At 73.1% G+C, this 22,931-nt stretch carries 16 protein-coding genes; 15 read left to right on the top strand and 1 reads right to left on the bottom strand.

Annotated features, from left to right (window positions below):
• From ACH4D5_RS38650 to ACH4D5_RS38615, 8 genes are all read left to right on the top strand, one after another.
• On the top strand, window positions 1–89 hold an 89-nt coding region (locus ACH4D5_RS38650), incomplete at its 5' end, for an adenosylhomocysteinase (protein WP_398312883.1).
• Between the two features lie 41 nt (window positions 90–130).
• A complete protein-coding gene (locus ACH4D5_RS38645; protein ID WP_398312880.1) occupies window positions 131–268 on the top strand; it encodes a hypothetical protein in 138 nt (45 codons plus the stop codon).
• A gap of 486 nt (window positions 269–754) precedes the next feature.
• Complete coding sequence (locus tag ACH4D5_RS38640; RefSeq protein WP_398312877.1) at window positions 755–1,213, top strand: hypothetical protein; 459 nt, start codon at window positions 755–757, stop codon at window positions 1,211–1,213.
• 203 nt (window positions 1,214–1,416) lie between these two features.
• Window positions 1,417–2,937, top strand: a complete 1,521-nt coding sequence (locus ACH4D5_RS38635; RefSeq protein ID WP_398312874.1) for an MFS transporter — start codon at window positions 1,417–1,419, stop codon at window positions 2,935–2,937.
• A 610-nt stretch (window positions 2,938–3,547) separates the two neighbouring features.
• On the top strand, window positions 3,548–4,594 hold the full coding sequence (gene mvk / locus ACH4D5_RS38630) for a mevalonate kinase (RefSeq protein ID WP_398312871.1): 1,047 nt from the start codon (window positions 3,548–3,550) through the stop codon (window positions 4,592–4,594).
• A gap of 808 nt (window positions 4,595–5,402) precedes the next feature.
• On the top strand, window positions 5,403–5,609 hold the full coding sequence (locus ACH4D5_RS38625; RefSeq protein ID WP_398312868.1) for a hypothetical protein: 207 nt from the start codon (window positions 5,403–5,405) through the stop codon (window positions 5,607–5,609).
• Window positions 5,610–5,947: 338 nt separating this feature from the next.
• Window positions 5,948–8,206, top strand: a complete 2,259-nt coding sequence (locus ACH4D5_RS38620) for an FAD/NAD(P)-binding protein (protein ID WP_398312866.1) — start codon at window positions 5,948–5,950, stop codon at window positions 8,204–8,206.
• Entirely contained in the window at window positions 8,196–10,034 is a 1,839-nt protein-coding gene (locus ACH4D5_RS38615; RefSeq protein WP_398312863.1) for a lyase family protein, read from the top strand. Before ACH4D5_RS38620 ends, ACH4D5_RS38615 begins: the two co-directional genes overlap by 11 nt.
• A gap of 249 nt (window positions 10,035–10,283) precedes the next feature.
• Here ACH4D5_RS38615 and ACH4D5_RS38610 read toward each other — a convergent pair whose 3' ends face one another.
• Window positions 10,284–10,922 carry a hypothetical protein gene (locus ACH4D5_RS38610; protein WP_398312860.1) on the bottom strand — a complete coding sequence of 213 codons (639 nt, stop codon included), beginning with the start codon at window positions 10,920–10,922 and terminating at the stop codon, window positions 10,284–10,286.
• 636 nt (window positions 10,923–11,558) lie between these two features.
• On the opposite strand from ACH4D5_RS38610, the gene ACH4D5_RS38605 reads away from it, so the two are divergent.
• From ACH4D5_RS38605 to ACH4D5_RS38575, 7 genes are all read left to right on the top strand, one after another.
• Window positions 11,559–12,581 carry a polyprenyl synthetase family protein gene (locus ACH4D5_RS38605; protein ID WP_398312857.1) on the top strand — a complete coding sequence of 341 codons (1,023 nt, stop codon included), beginning with the start codon at window positions 11,559–11,561 and terminating at the stop codon, window positions 12,579–12,581.
• Between the two features lie 1,627 nt (window positions 12,582–14,208).
• Entirely contained in the window at window positions 14,209–15,762 is a 1,554-nt protein-coding gene (locus ACH4D5_RS38600) for an FAD-dependent oxidoreductase (RefSeq protein ID WP_398312855.1), read from the top strand.
• 385 nt (window positions 15,763–16,147) lie between these two features.
• Complete coding sequence (locus ACH4D5_RS38595) at window positions 16,148–17,857, top strand: cytochrome bc complex cytochrome b subunit (RefSeq protein WP_398312852.1); 1,710 nt, start codon at window positions 16,148–16,150, stop codon at window positions 17,855–17,857.
• 1,102 nt (window positions 17,858–18,959) lie between these two features.
• Complete coding sequence (locus ACH4D5_RS38590; RefSeq protein ID WP_398312849.1) at window positions 18,960–19,862, top strand: aromatic prenyltransferase; 903 nt, start codon at window positions 18,960–18,962, stop codon at window positions 19,860–19,862.
• A gap of 120 nt (window positions 19,863–19,982) precedes the next feature.
• Window positions 19,983–21,053 (top strand): methyltransferase, encoded by a 1,071-nt coding sequence (locus ACH4D5_RS38585; protein ID WP_398312846.1) that lies wholly within the window; start codon window positions 19,983–19,985, stop codon window positions 21,051–21,053.
• A 78-nt stretch (window positions 21,054–21,131) separates the two neighbouring features.
• Window positions 21,132–22,046 carry an aromatic prenyltransferase gene (locus ACH4D5_RS38580; RefSeq protein ID WP_398312843.1) on the top strand — a complete coding sequence of 305 codons (915 nt, stop codon included), beginning with the start codon at window positions 21,132–21,134 and terminating at the stop codon, window positions 22,044–22,046.
• Window positions 22,047–22,337: 291 nt separating this feature from the next.
• Window positions 22,338–22,826 carry a PhzA/PhzB family protein gene (locus tag ACH4D5_RS38575; RefSeq protein WP_398312840.1) on the top strand — a complete coding sequence of 163 codons (489 nt, stop codon included), beginning with the start codon at window positions 22,338–22,340 and terminating at the stop codon, window positions 22,824–22,826.
• Window positions 22,827–22,931 lie beyond the last annotated feature (105 nt).

The raw sequence follows: 22,931 nt of genomic DNA, 5'->3' as shown, positions 1-22,931 counted from the left end.
TCAAGCTGACCACGCTGCGCCCGGAGCAGGCCGCCTACATCGGTGTCGAGGTCGAGGGCCCCTTCAAGCCCGACCACTACCGCTACTGACCCCCGGCCGGCCACCGGCCGGCCGCCGAACAGGAGGACCCGTGCACGACCCGGAAGAGGAGGACCACCGGCCGCTCCCGCGCCCCGCCGCCCCGGCCGCCCCCGCCCCGTTCCTGCGGCTCGCCGGCATCGACGAGGACGACACGGGGGAGCCCCACGTCGTGCGCGGTATCGACTGACGCACCCCCCCCGCGGCGGGGCCTGCCCCCAGGCCCCGCCCCCCGGGCCGCCCCAGCGGCCCGCACGGCCCGGCAGGCCGCACGGCCCCGGCCGTCCCGCACCGCACGGCCCCGGCCTGCCCGGCAGGCCGCACGGCCCGGCCGGCCCGCACCGCATCGCCCGGCCCCGGCCGGCCTGGCCGGCCCGCCCGGCCGGTTCGCCCCGGGCCGGTTCGAGCGTGCGTCGAGCGCCCGCCGAGCGGCCGGGGCCGGGGATGGGCCACCATGACGCCCGGCACCCCAACTCCCGGCCCCGCCACCGCCCTTGGCCCGCCACCCCGCCCACACCCCACCCCACCGCGCGGTGCCGTGCCGTGCGGTGGGTGCGGTGGGGTGGGGTGCCGGGCCGGGCGGCCGGGGCCGGTCCACCCACACACCACACCCACACACCAGCCCGACGCGGCCCGCCGCCCCACCCGCCGGCCGCGTCCCCACGAAGGAGGAGCGATGCCCACAGCCGCACAAGGCCCCACCGCCCTGAGCGACATCGGCGACGCCCTGGCCCGGGCCGGCGCGGCCTCGCTGACCGGCGAGCGCGCCCAGCTGGCCGAGGGCCTGCTGCGGGCGGCCCTGTCCAAATGGGAGGACCCCGCCGCCCGGCCGCAGCTCCTGGCCGCCTTCAGCGCCGTGTTCGCCGGCGAGGAAGGCGCCGCCCAGATGCGCGACTTCATGTCCCAGCAGATCTTCCGGCAGCTGGCCGCCTCCCTCGACGAGCCGCCCAAGGACTTCCAGGAGGTCGCCGCCGCCCTCGGCGTGCCGCCCATGAACATCAACGCCGCCCAGGCCCAGGTGTGGGGCGTGGCCGTCCTGCGCTACGTGGTGAAGCTGGAGCCGCTCGCCTCCGCCACGGTCGACGAGGTCGTCGCCCTCATCGCGCCCACCATCCAGCGCTACCTGGTGGGCTGAGACGACCCGCGCCGGCCCCCGTCCCGCCGCGCGGGCGAAGAACCGCCGCCGTTCCCCTCACATTCCGCCGCGCCATTTCGTCGTACCGGTGGAGACGGACGCCAACCCGCGAACAGGGGTGCACGACTCACCGGTACGAGCCCGGAAATGCCCGCGCGGACGCCCTTCTTGGGTCGCACTTATTCGGAGGAAGTAATCAGGCCATGAGTACTCTCGACAAAGAGTCCACGGGCGGGGCGGAAGCCCCCGCTGCCGACCCGCGGCGATGGAAAGCGCTGGCCATTTTGGCGGCGATTCAGTTCATGCTCGTCATGGATGTCACGATCGTGCTCGTCGCGCTTCCCGAGATCGACAAGGATCTGACCTTCAACCCGACGGGCGATCTCGCCTGGGTCATCAACGGCTATGTGCTGACGGCCGGTGGATTCCTGTTGCTGGGCGGCCGGCTGGCCGACATGTACGGCCGCCGCAAGATCTTCATGATCGGTGTGATCTTCTTCGGTGTCGCCTCGGCCACCTGCGGCGCGGCGATGTCCTCCGGGATGCTGGTCTCCAGCCGCTTCGTCCAGGGCCTGGGCGAGGCCCTGTGCGGCCCGGCCGCGCTCGGCATGATCCCCGTGCTGTTCCCCGACGCCAAGGAGCGGATGAAGGCCCTGGGCGTGTGGGGCGGCACCGCGGCCCTGGGCGGCGTGATCGGCTCGGTCGTCTCCGGCGCCCTGACCGAATACGTCGACTGGCGCTGGATCTTCTACATCAACATCCCCATCGCGATCGCCGCGCTGATCCTGGTGCCCAAGGTCATGCCGGAAAGCCGCATGGAACGCGAGGGCCGCAGCGTCGACTTCGTCGGCGCGGTCGCCATCACCGGCGGTCTCGTCGCGGTCGTGTACGGCCTGATCAAGGCCGCCGACCACGAGTGGGGCTCCTCCACCGTGCTCGTCCCGCTGCTCGCCGGCATCGGCGTGCTGTTCCTGGCGGCCCTGTGGGAGATGCGGATCTCCGACCCGATGGTGCCCATCCGCTTCTTCACCAACCGCACCCGGGTCACCTCCAACGTGGTGACCCTGGCCCTGCTGGCCAGCTTCCACTGCTACGCCTTCCTGCTGATCCTCTACATGCAGAAGGTCCTCGAGTACTCCCCGATCAAGTCGGGCATGGCCGTGGTGCCGCTGGCCTTCGCGATGGGCGCCGGCATGGGCGTGGCCTCCGCCCTGATGCCCCGCATCGGCGTCAAGGCGGTCCTGGCCATCGGCTTCTTCGGCGCCGCCGCGGGCCTGGTCGTCGCCTCCACCCTGGAGGCCGACTCCACCTACCTCAACGGCGTCCTGCCCGGCATGCTCGTGTTCGGCCTGTTCAGCGCCATGTGCTACCCGGCCCTGGTCAACGGCGCGCTCTACCAGGTCACCGGCAAGGACTCCGGCCTGGCCTCCGGCGTGCAGACCGCCATGCAGCAGATCGGCGGCGCGCTCGGCCTGGCCACCCTGGTCCCGCTCGCCATCCGCTACACCACCGACCACATCGGCGAGGGCGTCCTGCCCACCGTCGCCCAGTCCGACGGAGCCGCGCGGGCCTTCCAGGTGGGCGCCGTCCTGGTGGCCATCGCCGCCGTCCTGGTCCTCCTGCTGATGCAGAAGGTGGACGCCACCCCGCGCAACGTCCTGGCCGAAGCCGACGCCGACCCCGACGAGGAGGCGGTGGCCCAGCCCACCACCACCGGCGTCTGACAGCTGCCGGCCACCCCCGAGCCGGCTTGCCGCACCGCCCCCGGGACCTGCCCCGGGGGCGGTGCTGTGCTGTGCGCGGGCCCCGCCCCGCAGGGGAGCGGGGAGGGGGCGCGGCCGTACGGCCTGATTGCCCCGCGGCGCCCGCCGACGGACCCTCAACCCGCCCGCCCCGGCGGCCGGTTGGCCCCCTTTTAAGGCCTTCGCGGGCGAGTGACCCACACCACTTCGAGGCGCCCTAGGCGCGGAGTCGCCCCGCGTGTCACTATTCCAGTGCATCCACCCTGCCCAAAAGCATTACAGCGGCGGGGGATTGCAGGCCCAAAACCGCCGGGCGCCCCCCTTTCCCGTACGGGGAGACGATTCCCGCACACCCGGGGCCGCCCATACGCCCCCTTCAAGCGGCGCGGACCGGTATGGCACCCCGCGATGTCACCCCGCGCGCACCGTCTTTCGTACCTTTCGCGTTTCCTGCGTGCTCGCCCGGCGGACCCCCGGCGTCATTCACCCGGCGCCGCGCACCGGGAAATCGGCCCCGCCCCGCAATTCCACGGCATCCCCGCCGCGGTGTCCTGCCTCATTCCGTCCGACACGTCTGGATGATGCGATCTCCATGCAGAAAAGACCAGGGGAGCCGAGTGCGCTGACACCACCGGCCCCGGCCCGGGGCAGCGCCCCTGTCCGCCGGGCCCGCACCGTCGGCGTCGGCCGCGCCCACGCCAAGACCATCCTGCTGGGGGAGCACGCCGTGGTCTACGGCGCGCCCGCCCTGGCGCTGCCGGTGCCGCAGCTGGCCGCCACGGCGAGCGCCGGCTGGTCCGCGCCCGGCCCGCACGGCGCCGGCGAGGTCTCCTTGACCATGACCGGATCCCCCTCCCGGCCGGTGGCCACCCAGGCTTCCGACGGACTGCGCCGGCTGGCCGCCGAGTTCCGCACCGCCATGAACATCTCCCGCGACGTGCACCTCGAGGTGATCCTGGACTGCGCCATCCCGCCCGGCCGCGGACTGGGCTCCAGCGCCGCGTGCGCGCGGGCCGTGGTCCTGGCACTGGCCGACCTCTTCGGCCGCGACCTGAGCGACCAACAGGCCTTCGACCTGGTGCAGAGCGCCGAGAACGTGGCCCACGGCCGCGCCAGCGGCGTGGACGCCACCGCCGTCGGCGCCCGCGGCCCGCTGCTGTTCCAGCAAGGCCGCAGCCAGGAACTGCCCCTGGGCTGCGAGGGATTGTTCATCGTCGCCGACAGCGGCGAGGTGGGCCGCACCAAGGACGCCGTCGCCGTGCTGCGCGCCGGCTTCCAGCAGCACCCCGGCACCCAGCAGCGCTTCACCGACCGCGCCGCACACCTGACCGGCCAGGGCGCCCGCGCCCTGACCGCCGGCACCCTGGAACAACTGGGCCCCCTGCTGACGCAGTATCACCACCTGCTGCACGACGCCCGGTTGAGCACCCCGCGCATCGACACCCTGGTCCAGGCGGCCCTGGCGGCCGGCAGCCTCGGCGCCAAGATCACCGGAGGCGGCCTGGGCGGCTGCATGCTCGCCCTGACCCCCTCGGAACAGGCCAGCGCCGTCACCCAGCAACTGCACGCCGCCGGCGCCGTCCAGACCTGGGTCCTGCCCCTGAAGACACGCACCGACCACAGCACGCCCCGGCCCTGAACCAGCACGCCCGCCCGGCGCGGGACGCTTCACGGGCCGACGGCCCGCACCCGCGCCCGCCTGGAGCCGGGCCTGCCTTTCGCGGGCCGTGCCGCGCCTTGGCCCTGCACCGGTGCGCCCGCCGGGCGCCGGACTTTTCGCGGGCCTGGCACGCACCCGGCCCTGAACCGATGCGTGCGTGCAGGGCACGGGGGCTGTCGTGGGCTCGCGGCGCGATCTGGCCCTGAGCCGATGCGGGGCCGGGTATGGCGCGGGGTTCTTTGTGGGCCGGTGGCGCGCCCCGGTCCTGCATCGATGTGTGTGCAGGGGGGCGGGGGCTTTCGTGGGCTCGCGGCGCGGCCCGGCCCTGAGCCGATGCGGGGCCGGGTATGGCGCGGGGTTCTTTGTGGGCCTGGGCCGCGCTCCGGCCCTGAACTGATATGTGTGCAGGGCGCGGAGGCTTCCATGGGCTCGCGGCGCGCCCTGGCCCTGCACCGGTGCGCCCGCTTGGTGCCGGGTTCTTTGTGGGCCTGGCGAGCCCCGGCTCTGAAGCGATGCGCGCCGTGTACGGCGCGGGATTCTCCGCGGGCCCGCGGCACGCCCTTGGACCTGAACCGGTGCGCGTGCAGGGCGCGGAGGCGGTGCGCTCCGGGTCTGAACCGATGCGTGCACGGCGCGGAGGTTTTCAAGGCCCGCCGTACGTCCCGGTCCTGCAACCGGCGCGCTCGCCTGGCGCTGGGCTCTGCGCGGGCCACGGCATGCCCCGCTACCCGCACCCACCTACTCATCCATCCATCCGCACATCCGCATACCCGAGAGGAGCAGGCACATGAGCGGTATCGCAGCACCCGGCACGGGCGCCCGTGTGCCGTCCCGCCGATACCCGGGGGATGACGGCACCACCGGCGCGGCGCCCCGCCCCCGCACCGGGGACAGCGCCGTCCGCAACGGCATCCCGCGCCGCAGCCGTCTGCTGCCGGCGGCGGGCCGGCAAGGAGGCGGCATGGCCGCGGGCCCTGCCCTGCTCGCATGGTGAACGGCTACCGCCCGCCCCGCGACAGCGGATGACGGCCGGCGCACGAGGGACACGCGTGAGGCCCGCGTGCCGGATCACACCGGCCGCCGCCGGCCCCGCCGTCCGCCCGCTCACCCTGCGCGCACCCGCCCCGCGCCCGCCCGGCCGCGCCCTTCGGCGCACCCCGGGCCGGCCACCGCCCGGCCGATGACTTCCCGGGCCGGCGGGGCATGCGCCCGGAGCATCCTCGGCAGCCTGCCCGAGACGGTGCTCCCCGACCGGAGGCAGCCGGCGCCGCCCTGTGCGGCCTGCCGCGCACCCGGTCCCGCCCCGTTGCGTGACCAGCAGAAACGGTAGACATGACAGCGACACATCGCACGGTGTGCGTGGTAGGTGCCGGACCGCGTGGACTGTCCGTACTCGAGCGCCTGTGCGCCAACGCCCGCTCGCAGTCCCCGCACCACACCGTCCACATCCATGTGATCGACCCCTACCCGCCCGGGCCCGGCAAGGTGTGGCGCACCGACCAGTCCCCGCACCTGCTCATGAACACCGTGGCCGGCCAGATATCGGTGTTCACCGACGCCAGCGTCGACCTGCACGGGCCCCTGGAGCCGGGGCCGAGCCTGCACGAGTGGGCCCGCGCGCTGGCCGCCGGCGAGATCGACGGCGACCACCCGGCCGAGGTGCGCGAGCAGGCCCGCGCGCTGGGCCCCGACACCTATCCCACCCGCGCCTTCTACGGCCACTACCTGCGCTGGGCCTACGACCGCATCGTGGCCGGCGCCCCCGCCACCGTGCAGGTCACCGCCCACCGCGCCCTGGCCACCGCGCTGGACGACGATGACACCAGCGCGCTGGGCGCGGAGGGCGTCACTGCCCTGGGCGCGGGGGACATCACCGTCCTGGGTGCGGAGGACATCAATGCCCTGGACAAGGACGACACCACCGTCCTGGGTAAGGAGGGCGCCACCGTCCTGGGCAAGGCGCAGGGCACCACCGTCCCGGCCGTGGAGAACACCCCGGCCGCAAAGAACACCCCCGGCCGGGGCCGCCAGCGCGTGACTCTGAGCGATGGCACCGTGCTGCGGGGCCTGGACGCGGTCATCCTGTGCCAGGGGCATCTGCCGGCCACCGCCGACGGGCCCGAGCGGGACTTCGCCGCCCGGGCCCGCACCGCGGGGCTGTGTCACATCGCGCCGGCCAACCCCGCCGACGTCGACCTTGACGTGCTGGCCCCGGGCCACACCGTGCTGCTGCGCGGTCTGGGGCTGAACTTCTTCGACTACCTGGCCCAGCTCACCGCCGGCCGCGGCGGCACCTTCACCCGCGCCGGCGGCCGCCTCCTCTACCTGGCCTCCGGCCAGGAGCCCCGGCTGTGGGCCGGCTCTCGGCGCGGCATCCCCTACCAGGCCCGCGGCGAGAACGAGAAGGGCCCTCACGGCCGCCACGAACCACTGCTGCTCACCCCCCGGCGCATCCAGGAACTGCGCGCCGCCCACCCGCACGGCCTGGACTTCAGGGCCGACCTGTGGCCGCTGATCTCCCGGGAGGCCGAGACCGTCTACTACACGAGCCTGCTCAGCTCGCGCGGGGACGCCGGCCGGGCGGCCCGCTTCCAGGCCGACTACCTGGCCGCCGCGGCCGGGCCGGAGCAGACCGACGCCGTTCTGGAGGCCTACGGCATCGGCGACAAGGACCGCTTCGACTGGGATCTGCTCGCCCGCCCCTACCGCCACCGGGAGTTCACCGGCCCGCACGACTTCACCGGCTGGCTCCTGGACCACCTGCGCCAGGACGTCGCCGAAGCCCGCTCCGGCAACGTCAACGGCCCCCTCAAGGCGGCCCTGGACGTCCTGCGGGACCTGCGCAACGAGATCCGCCTGGCGGTCGACCACAACGGCCTGCACGGCGACTCCCACCGCACCGACCTGGACGGCTGGTACACCCCGCTGAACGCGCACCTCTCGATCGGCCCGCCGGCCCGCCGCGTCGAGGAGATGATCGCGCTGATCGAGGCCGGAGTGCTGCAAGTCGTCGGCCCCGGCCTGCGGGTGGACATCCAGGACGGCCAATACGCCGTCCACTCCCCGCTGGTGCCCGGCTCGGCGCTGCGCGTGGACGCCCTGGTGGAGGCGCGGCTGCCCGCGATCACGCTGCGCCGCACCGGCGACCGGCTGCTGCGATACCTGCGCGCCAGCGGCCAGTGCACCGCCCACCGCATCCCCGTCCGCGGCGGGGCCCCTTATGTGAGTGAGGGAGTGGCCGTCACCCGGCGGCCGTTCCACCTGATCGACGCGGCAGGCCGGGCCCACCCGCGCCGCTTCGCCTTCGGTGTGCCCACCGAGTCGGTGCACTGGGTGACGGCCGCGGGCATCCGCCCCGGCGTCAACTCGGTGACCCTCACCGACGCCGACGCCATCGCCCGCGCCGCCCTGGCCACCGCACCGCCCCCGCCGCCCACCGACGTTCCTCCGCCCCCGGCCCCGGCACAGGTGCCGGTCCCGGCCTCGGCCCCGGTACAGGTCCCGGCACAGGCCCCGGCCCCGGTACAGGCCCCGGCCCCGGTACAGGCCCCGGCCCGGCAAGCAGAGCAAGGAGCCACCCATGCCCACTGACCCCCCGCCCACCACCGCGACGGCACCCACCGCCCAGACGGTCCCTGCCGCCCAGGCGGTCCCTGCCGCCCAGGCGGTCCCCGCCGGGCAGGCGGCGCCCGCTGCCCAGTTGGCGCCCGCCGCCCAGGCGGCCTCCGCCGGGCAGACGGTCCCCGCCGCCCAGGCGGCACCCATCGCCCAGTCGGCCCCCGCCGGGCAGACGGCGCCCGCCGCCCAGTTGGCGCCCACCGCCCAGGCGGCCTCCGCCGGGCAGACGGCCCCCACCGCCCAGGCGGCCTCCGCCGGGCAGACGGCCCCCATCGCCCAGGCGGCCCCCGCCGGGCAGACGGCGCCCATCGCCCAGTCGGCCCCCGCCGGGCAAGCGGCCCCCACCGCGCCGCCGCCCCCCGCCGCGCGGGCACCGCGGCTGGACTCCGGGCTGCTCGCGCCGGTCTGGGCGGATGCCCCCGTCGCCGATGCGGTCTCCGACGGCGCCTGGCTGCAGGCCATGCTGGACGCCGAGGCGGCCCTGAGCCGGGCCCAGGCCCGCCTGGGCACGGTGCCCGCGGCCGCCGCCCGGGCCATCACCGCCGCCGCCCGCGCCGAGCGCCTCGACCTCGCCGCGCTGGCCGTCCAGGCCCGCCAGTCGGCCAACCCGGTGGTCGCCCTGGTCCGGGAGTTCACCGCGCTGGTGGCCGCCCAGGACCCGGACGCGGCCGCCTACGTCCACCGCGGCTCCACCAGCCAGGACATCTTCGACACCGCGGCCGTCCTGGTCGCCCGCCGGGCACTGGATCTGATCCGCGCCGACCTGCACCGCGTCCAGGAGGAACTGGCCGTCCTGGCCCGCACCCACCGCGACACCCTCATGGCGGGCCGCACCCTGGCCCTGCACGCGGTGCCCACGACCTTCGGCTGCAAGGCGGCGGGCTGGCGCCACCTCGTCCTGGACGCGGCCGACCAGCTCACCGCGCTCAGCGCACACGCACCGGTCCAGCTCGGCGGGGCCGCCGGCACCCTGGCCGGCTACCTCGCACACGCCCCGGGCGCCGACCCGGACACCTACACCGCAGCCCTCACCCAGGCGTACGCGGACGAACTGGGGCTGTGCGCCCCGCTGCTGCCCTGGCACGTGCTGCGCACCCCGGTGGTGGAGCTGGCCCACGGGGCCGCGTTCACCTGCACCGCCCTGGGCAAGATCGCGGTGGATGTGCTGTCGCTGACCCGCACCGAGGTCGGCGAGGTCCACGAGCCGGCCCCCGCCGGGCGCGGCGCGTCCTCGGCGATGCCGCACAAACGCAACCCCGTGCTGGCCACCGCCATCCGCTCCGCTGCCCTGCAGGCACCGCAGCTGGCGGCGGGCGTGCTGGGCTGCATGCTGAGCGAGGACGAGCGGTCCGCCGGCGCCTGGCACGCCGAGTGGGAGCCGCTGCGCGCCCTGCTGCGGCTGGCCGGGGGAGCGGCGCACCAGGCGGTGGAGCTCGTCTGCCACCTGTCGGTGGACGCCGGGCGGATGCGCGCCAACACCGGCCTGACCGCGGGACAGATCGTCTCCGAGCGGATCGCCGCCGCGCTGACCCCGCTGCTGGGCAAGGCCGCCGCGCGCGAGGTGCTCGATACGGCCTCCGCCCGGGCGGCGCGCACCGGCCGGCCGCTGGCCGAGGTCCTGGCCCAGGACGAGCGGGCGGCGACCGCCCTGGACGGCGCCCACCGCACCGACCTGTTCGACCCCCAGGCCTACACCGGCGCCGCGGCCGCGCTGACCGAGCGCGCCCTGTCCCGCGCGCCGCTTGCCGCGCCCGCGGGACCCGCCCGCCCGGCGGCCGCCGCCGGCGACCACCCCAGGTGAACACGGCAGCGGCCCCCCCGCAGGCCACCGGCAGCCGGGACGGGAACCCGGGACGGGACCCCGGGGCGGGTCAGCGCTGGCGCTGGAGAGCGATCTCAGTGAGCTCTTCTATGTCGAATTCTGAGCGCCCTGGGGTGCCGTAGCGGGTTATCTTGCCCCGGCTCACCCACTTGCGGATGGTCGCTTCGGACACACCCGTGGCCAGCGCGGCCACATTCGTGGGCACGAGCCTGTGGCGCGGGGGGCGGTTCATGCGGCGTCCTTCCGTTGCCGGTCCATGAGGTGTCGGATGCTGAGCAGTTCGCGCATTTCCCATGAATGTCCTGACGTACAGCCGATACGGCCGCGGACGGCCTTGGTGTGCCGCGGCGAGGTGTTGATCGTTCCCGGGCAGTCGTCCACGACGCACCCGATGACGGGCGCATCATGATCATCGGATTCCGGGTCGATGGCGCGCAGTGATTCCATCTGAAGGCTCTCGACTTCATCGGCGAATTCAGCAGCAGGCGGCTGGGCGGTGAGCCACTCCAGATGGCGGATCAAAAAGCACGCGAGATGCGGGACGGAACGGCCAGGGGTGCTGGCCCCGAGCTTTTCCGAAACGAAGCACGACCACGACTCGAGAAGACCGGAAATATTGTTCCTGGCGTCGAGTGCGGAAATATTCAGGTGATCCCGCCTGCGGCTTCCCGACACCTTTGTCGGGTTCCGCCGCCGGGATGTCGAAAGAATGTGGTGCAGGCCTTCCTGGTGGAGACCGGGAAGGGTGCGCAGGTTACGTTCCAGCTGCTCGATGCAGGGGATGCAGAGGACGGAACCGGCGGCGGCGGGGACTTCCTGAGCATGGTTCCTGGGGCATGAGTGAAACTCCAATTGAATCTCCTTCATGAGCTGACGCGCCCCGCAGCCGGCCCGGAGCGCAGGGCTCCGTGCCGGATGCTGTAGTGAATGCTGGATCGATGGCCCCTGGGGGAGGGGGCGTGGCCGGAACCCCAGAATGGGGCCGCTGAAAGACGCCGCGATGACGCGGGACGGTCTTTTAGGAAATTCCGGCGGACGAGATGGAGAAGGCCCGTCGAGTGCAGGCCCCCATGTGCTCTCTGAATACGGCCGTCATGCGCCTTCCATCCCCCCGTTGTCGCCCCGAATCCTACGGCTGCCTAGCCGCAGCCATGGGTGCACTCGGAGAGTTCCATGAGCGGTCGGGGGGTGTCAATGTGCGCCCTGCCGGGAAGAGAGCGGTAATCCGGCGGTGTGTAAATTTTTCTTTTCGTAATCGATCTGCCCTAAAGGGGAACTCTAGATTCCTCTTTTCTGGAGGGAAACTCTAGGGATTCTTCAGGCCGCCCGGCCCCCTGCCCGCCCCGCTCCGGAGGGCGGGCACGGGCGGGCCGGCGGACCGGCCCCGGCACCGGCCCGCCGGCCCCGGCCGCTCTTACCGCCCCCCGTGTTCGACTTCTACGCAAGGGAAAAGCTGTGGCTATGGAAATGGCCTGTATTGGAACCGACCAGGAATTGACTGCCTTGGCGCGCCGCACCCGTGAGGAACTGCTGGAACAGATGGAGGACCGCTTGCGGGCCTTCCTCCGCGCCGAGCACGAATTATGGGCGGAGGTGAACGAACGGGCGGTCGGCGCCGTCGCGGCGCTCACCGACCTGGTCGCGGCGGGCGGCAAACGCATCCGGCCCGCCTTCTGCATCGCCGGCTACCTCGCCGCCGGCGGCGACCCCGACGACCCCGCGGTGGTGGCGGCGGCCGCCGCCCTGGAGATGCTGCACGCCTCGGCCCTCATCCACGACGACGTCATCGACGCCTCCAGCCACCGGCGCGGCCGGCCCACCGTGCACGCCCGGCACTCCGCGCTGCACGACCGCAACGCCTGGCAGGGCGAGTCCCGCCGCTACGGCGAGGGCGTGGCCATCCTCGTCGGCGACCTGGCGCTGGTCTACTCCGAGCAGCTGATGGCCGCGGCGCCGCCCGCGGTCCTGCCGGTGTGGGGCACCCTGCGCTCGGAGCTGATGATCGGCCAGTACATGGACATGACCGCGGCCGCCGAGTTCCTGGTCGACCCCCGCCTCTCCCGCTGGATCGCCCTGGCCAAGTCCGGCCACTACACCATCCACCGCCCCCTGGTGGTGGGGGCGAGCGCGGCCGGCCGGGCCGATCTGGCCCCCGCCTTCGCGAAGTACGGCGAGGCGGTGGGCGAGGCCTTCCAGCTCCGCGACGACCTGCTGGACGCCTTCGGCGACTTCGCCCACACCGGCAAGCCCGCCGGCCTCGACTTCAGCCAGCACAAGATGACCCTGCTGCTGAGCTGGGCGATGCAGCGCGACGCCCGCATCCACAGCCTGATCACCGAACCCGGCCACACCCCCGACGAGGTGCGCCGCCGCCTGGTGGACACCGGGGTCCCCGACGACGTCGAAAAACACATCGCCGGCCTCGTCGAACAGGGCTGCGAGGCCATCGCCGACGTCCCCATCGACCCGGTCTGGCGCACCGAACTGACCACCATGGCCACCCAGGCCGCCTACCGCACCACCTGACCCCCTCGCAGGGGGAACCCACCCACCCCGGGCGCATCGGCTACGGACCGGCGCAGCCCCAACCCGGCCACCCCGACACTCGGCGGGGGAGTTCACCACGGCAGGTGCACCGCAGCACCGGGGCGGGAGGCAACGCTGGCTCCACCCTCTCCCCGGCCAACCCGGGGTACGCCGCGCGGCGGATGGACCGCAGGTGCGCCGGGGGAGGGGGCAGCACTGCTCCGCCCCGGCCCTCGTACCGACAAGGAACCCCGGGCGGGCTCCAGGGCCCGCGCCCCTGCCCTGGCCAACCCGGGTTGCACTTGGGGGAGTTCGTGGTGCCGGCACGACCGGTGCGTACCGGTGCTGCTCCGTCCCTCCGCTGTCGTACGAGCGGGGGAGTGGGCGAACCTCGGCACCCCCGCGCGGGCAGCGGGTGAGGGGCTCGCCTGCCGGATGCGGCAGGTGCGGGCCGGTACTGGCCCGCCCCGGCCCTCGTACAGGCAACGCTGGACGGGACCCAAAGCCCCCGCCCATGCCGGGCCAACCCGGCCTGCTTGTCGGGGAGTTCGCGCTACCGGGCGCGGCCGGTGCGTACCGGTGCTGCTCCGTGCCTCCGCTGTCGTGCGAGCAGGGGAGCGGGCGAACCTCGGTACCCCCGCGCGTGAGGGGCTCGGGGGCCGGATGCGGTAGGTGCGGGCCGGTGATGGCCCGCCCCGGCCCTCGTGCAGGCAAGGGACTCCGGGCCTCGCCCGGGGTCCCCGTCCGGGTGCGGCCGATGCTGCTCCGCCCCACGCTTTCGTACGAGTGCGGGAGCGGGCGAGTCCCGTGCTTCGCTGCCCCCGGCGGCCGGGCCTGCAGGACTGTTCGTCGGGCCGGGTGTCTGGAGGCTCGGGCGTCGGATGCAGAAGGTGCAGGCTGCTGCTGGCCCGCCCTGGCCAACTCGGGCCGACTGTGGGGGAGTTTGCGGTGCCGGGTGCGGCCGGTGCGTGTCGGTGCTGCTTTGTCCCCCGCTGTTGTACGAGCAGGGGAGCGGGCGCACCCCGCCGTCCCGGCCATGGTGCCCGGACAACCCCCTGTGTCACCGTCCTGTTGGACTCGCCGCACGTCTGGGGGGCCAGGTCGCAGGCCGGTGTTGACCCCCGCCTGTCCCGTATACCCAGAGGGCCGGGGCATGCGTGCCCCGGCGCGTCACCGCCTCGCCCCCTCGCCGATCCCGTCAACTGCCCTACACCGGCGTACAGTTCGGCCCGGTGCGTCTGTCGCGGTGTGTCTTTGGGAGGGCTCGCCGCGGTGGATGTGCCGCAGTCACCAGTCACCAGTCACCAGTCACTGCCACCGGCACCGGGGGCGTCGGGGGTGCTCGACGGGTGGCGGAGGGATCGTCGTGGGGGCCTTGAGGGGCGCTTGAAGCAGGTGGCCGGTCCGGGCGCTCTCGCGTCGGGGGCCGGGGGTGTGGGGAAGGGGTGGGGCAGGCGGTCCCACCAGGCATGTCGGGTCCGGGCGCGGCGGCCCGGGGCGGCCGGGGCCCGGTCCGGGGGCGGCGAGGGCAGCGGCCGGGCGGAGGCGGGGAGTTGGGCGAAGCGCGCCGCACGGGCGGCGACGCGCCGCATGATGCAACCACAAGCGCACCGGAAGGGCGGCCAAGATGAGTGGGGACGCACGCGGCGTCGACGGGAGCGGCGGCCGCGGCCACGCCGTGGTGATCGGTTCGGGCTTCGCCGGGCTCACCGCGGCCCGGGCCCTGGCCAACTCCGTGGACCGGGTCACCGTGATCGAACGCGACCCGCTGCCGCCCGGCGCCGCCCGGCGCCGCGGCCTGGCCCAGGCCCGGCACACCCACACCCTGACCACCGCCGCCCAACAAGGCCTGGAACAGCTCTTCCCCGGCATCGGCGGCGACCTGCGGCGCGCCGGCGCCGTCGAGATCTGCCTGCCGAGGGACGCCCTGGTGCTGGGCCCGGCCGGCTGGCTGCCCCGCTTCACCTCGGGCCTGACGATGCTCAGCGCCGGCCGCGACCTGATCGACGCGGTGCTGCGCGAGCGCCTGCGCACCGAGCCCGGGGTGCACTTCCTGCCCGGCCACGAGGTGCTGGCCCTGCACCCCGACCGCAACGACACCGTCACCGGCGTATGGGTGCGCGCCCGCAACCGCCACCGTCCCGGCGGCTGGGACGCCGAACGCCTGATCCCCGCCGACTTCGTGGTGGACGCCTCCGGACGCCACTCGCGCGCCCCCGCCTGGCTGGCCGCCCTGGGCTACGAGCCGCCCCCCGAGACGGTGGCCGCCTCCCGCACCACCTACGTCTCCAGCCTGTTCGCCCCGCCCGTCGGCCATGTCGCCGACTGGCAGAGCCTGCTGCTCATGGCCGCCCCCGACAACCCCCGCCAGGGCACCCTCAACCTCATCGAGGGCGGCCGCTGGTCGGTGACCCTCGCCCTGGGCGAGGACGAACAGCCCCCCGCCGACCACGCGGGACTGCTGCGCGCCGCCGGCCGGCTGCGCCACCCGCTGCTGCACGACCTCCTGCAGAGCGCCACCCCGCTGGGCCCCGTCTACGCCTGCACCGGCACCGACAACCGCTGGCGCCACTACGAGAAACTGCGCCGCTGGCCCGACCAGTTCCTCGTCGTCGGCGACGCCCTGGCCACCGTGGACCCCGCCCACGGCCAGGGCATGACCCTGGCCGTGCAGGGCGCCCTGGTCCTGGACCACGTCCTGGCCGGCCACGGCACCACCGTCGGCCTGGCCTACCGGCTGCGCCGCGCCCTGGCCCACCGCCTGGCCCCCGCCTGGCAGTCCAGCACCCGCCACCTGCGCACCCACACCGCCCCCACACCGCCGCGCGGCCTGCGCGCCCGCCTGGCCCGGCGCTACACCGCCCGCCTGGCGGCCCGGGCCGCCACCGACCCGCACGCCGCCACCCGGCTGCTGGCCCGGCTCCAGGCGGCCGGACCGCTGGCCGCCGTACCCCGCCCCGCCCCGCCGCCGCGCCCCACCCCCGTCCCGGCCCCGGCTCCGGCCGCGGCCCGGTGGCCGGCGCCGCCCAGCATCACCCACGGCGCCCACGCCCGCCCCCGCCGCGCCGCCCCCACCCCGCCCGCCATCGGCGTCGCCACCGGCTCCGCCCGCCTGCACCCGGCCGGCTCCTCGGCGCAGTGGTCCGCCCCGGCCCCGGCCGGCGAGCGCCGCCACCCCTGAACCAGGGAGGCGCCCGCAGCCGCCACCAGGCACCGACATAGGCTTCGGGCATGACAAGAGCGCAGCAACTACCCGCTCATGCAGCGGACTTGGGCGACCCGAGGTGGGGGCGCGACACCAACTCCGCCCGCCCATACGCCCTGTTGGGCGCGGCCCGGACCGCCGGGCTGCGGCACCACTCGAAACTCGCTCAAGAAATGGTGGAGTTGGGACCGGGTTCCGGCTCGAGCTCGGTTGTCCGCCCGCCGCGGGTGTCGATAGCGTTCGATCCGCTTCAGGGCACGGGCCCGTTTGCGCCGCTGCAGGCCGCCCCCACCACCGGCCGTACACCGGCCGGCGCGGGTGTGCCTGTGACGACTGAGCGGCGAGGGGAGGGCGCGCGGGCATGAGCATCACCGAAGATGCGCCGCAGCGGGAGCGGACCAAGGCGCCGCAGGGCGAACGCATCGCCGACTGGGCGGACGGCCGGCTCGGGATCTACCAATGGCGCACCCTGATGCGCAAGGTCTTCCCCGAACACTGGTCCTTCATGTTCGGCGAGATCGCCCTCTACAGCTTCATCATCCTGATCCTCACCGGCCTGTACCTGACCATGTTCTTCAACCCGAGCATGGCCCACACCGTCTACGAGGGCCCGCACGTCCCGCTGCAGGGCGTGCAGATGTCCGAGGCCTACGCCTCCACCCTGCGCATCAGCTTCGAGGTGCGCGGCGGCCTGTTCATCCGCCAGCTGCACCACTGGGCGGCCCTGACCATGATCGCCGCGACGATGGCGCACACCCTGCGCCACTTCCTCACCGGCTCCTTCCGCAAGCCGCGCGAACTGAACTGGCTGATCGGCGTGGTCCTGCTGGTCCTGGTCACCCTGGAGGGCTTCCTGGGCTACTCGCTGCCCGACGACCTCCTGTCGGGCACCGGCCTGCGCATCGCCGAGGGCGTCACCCTCGCCATCCCGCTGGTCGGCACCTACCTGACGATGTTCCTGTTCGGCGGCGAATTCCCCGCAACAGACGTCATCCCCCGCTTCTACAGCCTGCACATCCTGCTGCTGCCCGGCATCATGCTGGCCCTGGTCACCGTCCACCTGATCCTGGTCGTCTACCAAAAGCACACCCAGTTCCGCGGCCCGGCCCGCACCGAGAAGAACGTCGTGGGCCAGCCGCTGATGCCGCACTACGCGGCCAAGGCCGGCGGCTTCTTCTTCCTGGTCTCCGGCGTCCTGTCGCTGATGGCCGGCATCGCCCAGATCAACGCCGTCTGGGTGTACGGGCCCTACCGGCCCGACCAGATCTCCCAGGGCTCCCAGCCCGACTGGTACATGGGCTTCCTCGAAGGAGCCCTGCGCGCCTTCCCCGCCTGGGAGTTCGCCGTCGCCGGCTACACCGTCAACATGGGCGTCCTGATCCCGGCCGTCGTCCTGCCCACCCTGCTGATCGGCATCGCCTGCCTGTGGCCCTTCATCGAGGCCTGGATCACCGGCGACAAACGCGAGCACCACCTGCTGGACCGGCCCCGCGAGCAGCCCACCCGCACCGCGTTCGTCTGCTCCCTGGCCGCCTTCTACCTGGTGCTGTTCTTCGGCGGCGCCAACGACATCCTCGCCGAACGCTTCCACCTGTCCATGAACGCCATCACCTGGGCGGTACGCATCGGGGTCTTCGTCGTCCCCGCCCTGACCTACGTCATCACCAAGCGGATCTGCATCGGCCTGCAGCTGCGCGACCGCGACAAGCTCCTGCACGGCCGCGAGACCGGCCGCATCAAGCGGCTGCCGCACGGCGAGTTCATCGAGGTCCACGAGCGCCTGGAGCGCGGCCAGGAGTACATGCTGCTCTCCCGCGAGGTGCCCCAGCCGCTGCCCGCCCCGCTGCGCGAGGACCGCGACGGCGTGCCCAACCCGCGCTCGCGCAAGGACCTGCTGCGCCACAAGCTCAGCCGCTGGCTGACCGACGGACAGCTGGCCAACCCCACCCCGCAGGAGATGCAGCAGGCCCTGGACCACCTCGACCCCGCCTCCTCCAACGGCCACACACCCCAGGCCGGGCCGCCCGCCCCCGTAGAGGGACGCGACCCGGACCCGCAGCAACTGCACTGACCCCGGCGGCACACGGCCGGACACGGACAGCGGCGCGGGCGACCAGGGGACGGGTCACCCGCGCCGCCCCCGTTGCCATCCCCGCGCAGGAGCACCCTGCCGCGGCGGCAGGGGAGGCCCGCCCAGAGGGCAGACAGGCCGCCGGCCAGTTGCAGCGGCCAGGAGCCGGGGCGCAAAGGGCGCGCTCAGTCACCGACGCGGCGTCATGGGACGGCCGCCCAGGGCAGACTGGCCGCCGACCAGGGATCGGCGGCCAGGGGCCGGGGCACAAAGGGCGCGCACAGTCACCGACGCAGCGGCATGGGCGGCCGCACAGGTAGGCAGCCGCCGCCGGCCCGGACCGGGGCGCAAAGGGCGCGGGCTCCCTCGCCGTCGCCGCCGCTGCGCCGGCCGACGGCGGCCCCCGGTGAGGGGGCCCAAGCGGCCCCCGCAGCACCCCCGCACAAGCCGCTAACCCCCCACCCCACCCGGCGAGTTGCACCCGCTCCGCATCACCGGAGCCCCCCGCCCCCTGCCCCCTTTCCGTCCCGCCCGCGACCGGCGCCGGGGCCGGAGCGCCGGGGTGCGGGAAGCGGGTCGTATCCGCCTCCGTTTGGAGTGACCCACGTCACTTTGCAGGGCCCTTGGTGTGCGGGCGGGCCCGTGTCACTATTTCTGCAGACCTCCCCTGCCCAAAAGCCGTGCCCCCTCCCTGGCGGAGTGCGGAGCCCCTGGCCGGCGGGGAGTTGTCGCGCCACACGGGCCCGAGGCCATCCCGCAGTCACCCGCTGACAGGGGACGGGACGGGCCCGCACCCCCCTCTGGCAGCCCCCCTTTTTTCGGGCACACACACCGGCCGATGCCGCCGTGTGTGCCCGCCACTGCGCTGTGCTGTGCCGTCAACGGCCCGGCGCGGCACCCCCTTTCGCGCCCGCCCCGACCCGGCGCCTCCCGCCCCCGCTCCACCGCGTCCGCGCGGCCCGCCGCGGCCCGCGCACGCCGCTGTCCCAGGACGATGACCGCCCGGCCGCCCCGGCCGCAGCCGCTTCCCGCGGCGCCCGGTGCACCGACCCGTACCCGTGCCGCCGCTCACGCGGGCGCCGAAGAATTCACCTATGGAGGAATGATGTCGGGAACCGCCGATCTGGCAGGTGTCTACGCTGCCGTTGAGGAATCCGCCGGGCTGCTGGACGTGTCCTGCGCGCGCGAGAAGGTATGGCCCATCCTGGCCGCGTTCGAGGACGTGCTGCCCACCGCCGTGATCGCCTTCCGGGTGGCGACCAACGCCCGCCACGAGGGCGAGTTCGACTGCCGCTTCACCGTGCCCGGCAGCATCGACCCCTACGCCGTCGCCCTGGACAAGGGCCTGACCCACCGGAGCGGCCACCCCATCGAGACGCTGGTCGCCGACGTGCAAAAGCACTGCGCGGTCGACAGCTACGGCGTCGACTTCGGCGTCGTCGGCGGCTTCAAGAAGATCTGGGTGTACTTCCCCGGCGGCCGCCACGAGAGCCTCGCGCACCTGGGCGAGATCCCCTCCATGCCGCCCGGCCTGGCCGCCACCGAGGGCTTCTTCGCCCGCTACGGCCTGGCCGACAAGGTGGACCTGATCGGTGTCGACTACGCCAGCAAGACGATGAACGTGTACTTCGCCGCCTCGCCCGAGGTCGTCTCCGCCCCGACCGTCCTGGCGATGCACCGCGAGATCGGCCTGCCCGACCCCAGCGAGCAGATGCTCGACTTCTGCAGCCGGGCCTTCGGCGTCTACACCACCTTGAACTGGGACTCCTCGAAGGTCGAGCGGATCGCCTACAGCGTCAAGACCGAGGACCCCCTGGAGCTCTCCGCCCGCCTGGGCTCCAAGGTCGAGCAGTTCCTCAAGAGCGTCCCCTACGGCATCGACACCCCCAAGATGGTCTACGCCGCGGTCACCGCCGGCGGCGAGGAGTACTACAAGCTCCAGTCGTACTACCAGTGGCGCACCGACAGCCGGCTGAACCTTTCCTACATCGGCGGCCGTTCCTGACCCGCACGCCCCCGCGCCCCGCCCGGTCAGCCCCCACCCCGGCGCCCGCGGGCGCGCACCGGCCGCTGCCCGGTGCGCCGCGCCGGCCCGGCACCACCACTTCGAAAGGGACCAGCCGCAATGACAACTGAAGCCACCCTCGCGCGCTTTCGCGAATACATGGTGGGCCCCTCGCGGTTCATGAGCCTGCTGTCCGTCTTCGAGCTCGGCCTCGTCGACCAGCTGCGCGAGCGGCCCGGTGCGAGCGCGGCCGAGCTCGGCCAGGCCGTCGGCGCCAAGCCCGACGCGGTCGAGCAGCTCCTGTTCCTGATGGTCAAGGAGGGCTTCGTCGCCCAGGACGAGGAGACGGGCGGCTACACCCTGGACGCGCTCGCCGAGGTCGCCGAGAGCGACCTCAAGCGCGCCCTGACCTACATGAACATGATCAAGGTGGTGGCGCTGCGGCAGCTCTTCTACCTCACCGACAGCGTGCGCACCGGCACCATCGTGGGCCTCAAGGAGCTCTACGGCGCCGGCGAGGGCACCCTGTACGACATCGTCGCCGACCACAGCGACCTCAACGACGCCTGGCTGACGCTGATGAACAACGTCACCGCCAACATCGACCCCTGGTTCTTCGCCAACATCGACGTCCCGGCCGGCGCCCAGGTCCTGGACGTGGCCGGCAACACCGGCCTCGGCGCGATCCACACCTACCGGCACAAGGCCTCCGAGGGACTGAAGGTGACCACCTTCGACCTGCCGGAGAAGGAAGCCACCTGCCTGGAGAACTTCGCAAAGCACGGCGTGGCCGAGCACTGCTCCTTCATCGGCGGCAACGTCTTCGACGAGATCCCCAAGGGCTTCGACACCGTCCTGATCAAGCACTTCCTGGACATGTTCGACAAGGACGACGTCTTCACCATCCTCAAGGGCGTGCACCGCTCCCTGGAGCCCGGCGGCCAGGTCCACATCATGGTGCCGGTCTACCCCGAGGACATCCGGGACACCGACAACTACAACGTCGACTTCTTCCCGGCCTTCTTCATCGGCTGCACCATGGGCCAGGGCGGCCCGCAGAAGATGTCGACCTACCAGCGCTGGCTGGAGGAGTGCGGCTTCAAGGTCACCAAGGCCCTCACCAAGGACCCCGCCGAGGTGCCCCGCGACGTCATCCCCGTCCAGGCCATCCTGTGCGCCACCAAGATCTGACCGGCTGCTGACCCCCCGACCCGCCCGCCCGGCCCCGAGCCCGGCCGCGCACACGCGCCGAGCGCACATGGAGGAGAGATGTCCCCAGTCACTGGCACCGAAGAGGTGTACGCGGCCGTCGCCGCGGCGGCCCGGCTGGCGGGAGTGCCCTGCACGCGCGAGAAGGTCCACCCCGTCCTGAGCGCCTACGGGGAGGGCCTGGAGCGGGCCGGGGTCGTCTACAGCGTCTCCACCAGCCACAGCACCCCGACGGAGCTCGACTACACCGTCACGGTGCCGGCCGCCGGCGAGGACCCCTACGCCACCGCGGTGCGGCACGGCTTCGTCACCCCGGACGGCCACCCGGTCCACACGCTGCTCTCGCACCTGCAAAGCCGGTGCGAGATCAGCGAGTACCTCGTCGACGGCGGCGTCGTCGGCGGCTTCAACAAGATCTACGCGCACTTCCCGCAGGACGTGCAGAAGATCTCCCGCCTCGCGGAGCTGCCCGGCATGCCGCCCGCCCTGGCCCGGTGCGCCGCCCTGCTCGAGCGGCACGGCCTGAGCGACGTCGCGATGATCGGCATCGACTACCCGCGCCGCACCCTCAACCTGTACTTCACCCAGCTCTCCGAGGAGTGCCGGGCCCCGCAGACCATCCTGTCCCTGCACCGCGAGATCGGCCTGCCCGCCCCCGGACAGCCGATGCTGGACTTCGCCCGCAGGTCGTTCAGGATCTACACCACCCTCAGCTGGGACAGCGCCGGCATCGAGCGGATCTGCTACGCCCCGCCGCCCGCCCGCGGCTGGGACCCCGCCGCCCTGCCCGCCGAGATCACCGAGCAGGTGCGGGGCTTCGTGGACGGCGCCCCGCGCGCCTACGAGGGCGAGCCCATCGTCATCGCGGCCGTCAAGTGGGCGCCCGAGGGCCCCTACCTCAACCTCGGCCCGTACTACCAGCTCTCCCCGCTGATGCGGAAAGTGATCAGCGCGGTCCACAACAAAGAGATATGACGCCCCGCCGCTCGTGAATTGCCTGAGCCCGGACCGCGTCCGGCTCGGGCAATTCCTTTGCGGAGCCCCTTTTACTGCCGTACCGGGGGGTATTCCGTCGTGCTGCCACCGGTGCATGCCCCACCATGCCCACCTTAAAGTTGAACGTTACACCGGTTCATTGGTGCAGCGTCAAAACGGTGTTGATTTGCCCTGTTGAATCAGGCAAGATCACTCAAGGCCGACAGGGGGGATCACTACGCCTGCCGCGTGTCCCCCCAATTCACTCACCAAACACAGAAGGGGACACCCATGTCTGATTCCGTTCCGGCTCAGGAATTCACCGACGCGGCCGAACTGCGCCGCCGCAACCGCGCCACCGTCGAGCAGTACATGCACACCCGCGGCCAGGACCGGCTGCGCCGGCACGAGCTGTTCACCGAGGACGGCCGCGGCGGCCTGTGGACCACCGACACCGGATCCCCGGTGGAGACGGTGGGCCGCGACCGCCTGGCCGAGCACGCCGTGTGGTCACTCAAGTGCTTCCCCGACTGGGAGTGGTACAACATCCAGATCTTCGAGACCCAGGACCCCAACCACATCTGGGTGGAATGCGACGGACGCGGAAAGATCTGCTTCGGCGATTACCCCGAGGGCTACTACGAGAACCACTTCCTGCACTCCTTCGAACTGGACAACGGGAAGATCAAGCGTAATCGCGAATTCATGAATCCGTTCCAGCAGCTGCGTGCGCTCGGCATTCCGGTGCCCGAGATCAAGCGCACCGGAATTCCCACCTGAGAAACACACCTCACCGCTGGATCGGAGTACGTCATGGAAGACGTTATACGGGAGATTCGTATCCGCGGGGCACTGCAGCAACCCGAGTGGAGCGACCTTTCTCAG

This window comes from Streptomyces sp. NPDC018029 (assembly GCF_044327655.1).
In the GTDB taxonomy this organism is placed as follows: Bacteria; Actinomycetota; Actinomycetes; order Streptomycetales; family Streptomycetaceae; genus Streptomyces.
The sequence above is the reverse complement of the archived record's forward strand: the minus strand, read 5'-3'. Positions and strand labels throughout refer to the sequence as shown.